At 60.6% G+C, this 2,724-nt stretch carries 2 protein-coding genes; both read left to right on the top strand.

The annotated features are described in order from the left end of the window. The first annotated feature begins 155 nt into the window (after positions 1-155). A complete protein-coding gene (gene istA / locus J2Y41_RS22990) occupies positions 156-1,847 on the top strand; it encodes an IS21 family transposase (protein WP_309932027.1) in 1,692 nt (563 codons plus the stop codon). Beyond that, the gene (gene istB, locus J2Y41_RS22995) at positions 1,844-2,659 is read left to right on the top strand and encodes an IS21-like element helper ATPase IstB (protein WP_309932025.1); all 816 of its coding nucleotides are present in this window, start codon (positions 1,844-1,846) and stop codon (positions 2,657-2,659) included. The genes istA and istB overlap by 4 nt, the downstream gene beginning before the upstream one ends. Positions 2,660-2,724: the final 65 nt, after the last annotated feature.

Genomic DNA, 2,724 nt, shown 5'->3' on the forward strand with positions numbered 1-2,724 from the left:
TGAATATGGCAGTTTGAGTGGAGACCGGTTTGGCATTTTGATTTGAGCCCACCTCGGGCTGTTTCACGGCTCGCCGGTTGATGAATCGCAGTTTGACTTGAGCCCACCCCACCGTTGGTTCCATCAGAGTGTTTTTCCAACAGTGGAAGGCAGTGATGGAGTTGAGAGTGGAGCTGTTCGCGAGGATCCGCCGGGATGCCAGGGTGCGTGGGATGTCAATCCGGGCCCTGGCCAAAAGGCATGGGGTTGCAAGGAGAACTGTCCGGCAGGCGTTGGCCGCCGCGGAGCCTCCCGAACGGAAGCCACCGACACGGATGGCGCCGAAGCTGGGTCCCTTGAAGCCGACCATCGACGCGATGCTGCTCGCTGATCTGGACGCTCCACGGAAACAACGCCATACCGCCCAAAGGGTTTTTGATCGTCTGGTGGATGAGCATCAGGCGGTCATCTCGTATTCAGCTGTCCGGGCATACGTCAGAGCCCGCAGGGCCTCGATAGCGGTGGAGTCCGGGAACGCGCCTGTGGAAGCTTTTGTTCCTCAGGAACACGCCCCGGGTGCTGAAGCTGAGGTTGATTTTGGGGACGTGTGGGTGGATTTGGATGGCACTCGGACTCGTTGTTACATGTTCGCTTTCCGGCTTAGCCATTCTGGGAAGTCCGTTCACCGGATCTACCCGACCTGCGCCCAGGAAGCCTTCCTGGAAGGCCATATCGAGGCCTTCAACACCATCGGTGGCGTCCCTTCCCGGCATATCCGCTACGACAACCTCACCTCGGCGGTGACGAAGGTCGTCTATGGTGCTGGCCGGCAGCGTGTGGAGAACGAACGCTGGGTGTTGTTCAAATCTCACTTTGGTTTCGATGCCTTTTACTGCGAACCGGGCATTGCCGGGGCTCATGAAAAGGGCGGCATTGAAGGTGAAGTAGGGAGGTTCCGCAGGAACTTCCTCACCCCGGTCCCGGTCGTGAAGACCCTGGCCGAGCTGAACGACAAACTCCGGGTCTGGGACGAGGACGAAGATGCCCGAAGGATCTCCCAAAGGCTCCGCACGATCGGGCAGGACTTCGCCGTTGAACAGCCCTTACTCTCACCATTACCGGCAGAGACTTTCGATCCTGGGCTGGTCCTGACTCCCAGGGTTGATAGGTCCTCGCTGGTCACCGTCCGTTCGATGAAGTATTCGGTCCCGGCACGGTTCATCAACCGCAAAGTCCGCGTCTCCCTGCAAGCGACACAGGTCAGGATCTTTGACGGCCGGACCCTGATCGCGTCCCACCCACGAACCGTGGGACGGGGCAGGCAATGCGTTCAACTGGACCACTATCTTGAAGTACTCCGTATAAAGCCCGGCGCGCTTCCAGGTTCCACGGCCTTGGCCCAAGCCCGCGAATCAGGGGTTTTCACCCCCGCCCATGACGCGTTCTGGGCCGCTGCCCGCAAAACCGACGGCGACACCAAAGCAATCCTGGAACTGATCGATGTGCTGCTCCTGCACAGGGTGATGGACTCCTCCGAAGTTATAGCGGGGATTACGGCCGCCCTGTCAGTTGGCGCGGTCAGTGCCGACGTCGTCGCGGTCGAAGCGCGACGCGTCGCAGCGGAACGGAACAAACCAGGGTGGGTCCGGCCCGAATGCGATTCCGGCGCAAAAGAGGAAGTCGTCGAGCACCGAATTGTTAGTCTCACCCAGCGCCGGCTGGCCGATCCCGCAGCGGTGATCGCTGGTCTGCCACCGGACAAGCGCCCGGTCCCGACTGTTGCCGGCTATGACCAGCTGCTGGCCAAACGCGCCACCCACGCCCCCGAACCCGGACAGGCAACTACTTCCAAGGAGCAGATCTCATGAGCCCAACCGCCCCCGTTGTCGTGTCCCAGACCCTGCGCAGACGCCGCGGACTGACCGAACAAGCCGCCGTCGCCGCGGTCGACCAGGCCTGCCGCCGGCTCCGGCTACCCACTATCAGGGCCGTGCTGGACGAAGCACTCTCCGTCGCCGGCAAAGAACAGCTCTCCTATCAAGGATTCCTCGCGGAACTGCTCCTGGCAGAGTGCGATGACCGGGACCGCCGTTCATCTATCCGCAGGGTCAAATCAGCAGGCTTCCCACGGGACAAATGGCTAGGGGACTTCGACTTCGAAGCAAACCCCAATATCAATGAAGCAACCATCCACACCCTGGCCAAAGGAGACTGGATCCGCAAAGGCCAACCCCTCTGTCTCATAGGCGACTCCGGAACCGGCAAATCCCACCTGCTCATCGGTCTTGGCACCGCGGCCGCCGAACAGGGCTTTCGGGTCAAATACACCCTCGCAACCCGGCTCGTGAACGAACTCGTCGAAGCCGAGAACGACAAAGCCCTGGCCAAGACCATCGCCCGCTACGGCAGGGTGGATCTGCTCTGCATCGACGAACTCGGCTACATGGAACTGGACAAACGCGGAGCCGAGCTGCTCTTCCAAGTCCTCACCGAACGCGAAGAAAAAGCATCCGTCGCGATCGCCACCAACGAATCCTTCTCCGGCTGGACGAAAACCTTCACAGACCCCCGCCTCTGCGCAGCCATCGTTGACCGCCTCACATTCAACGGCACCATCATCGAAACCGGCACCGACTCCTACCGCCTCGCCCACACCCTCGCCCAACAAGCCGCCAGCTAAAGGTGGGCCCCACTCAAAATGCGATTAAGCCAAAAAGTGGTCTCAAATCAGATTGCTATTCTCAG

Source organism: Arthrobacter sp. 1088, from assembly GCF_031455315.1.
In the GTDB taxonomy this organism is placed as follows: Bacteria; Actinomycetota; Actinomycetes; order Actinomycetales; family Micrococcaceae; genus Arthrobacter.

What these genes read in the sequence shown, in the direction of transcription:
- istA (WP_309932027.1), top strand. Translation starts at nt 156, where the DNA reads ATGGAGTTGAGAGTGGAGCTGTTCGCGAGGATCCGCCGGGATGCCAGG.
- istB (WP_309932025.1), top strand. Translation starts at nt 1,844, where the DNA reads ATGAGCCCAACCGCCCCCGTTGTCGTGTCCCAGACCCTGCGCAGACGC.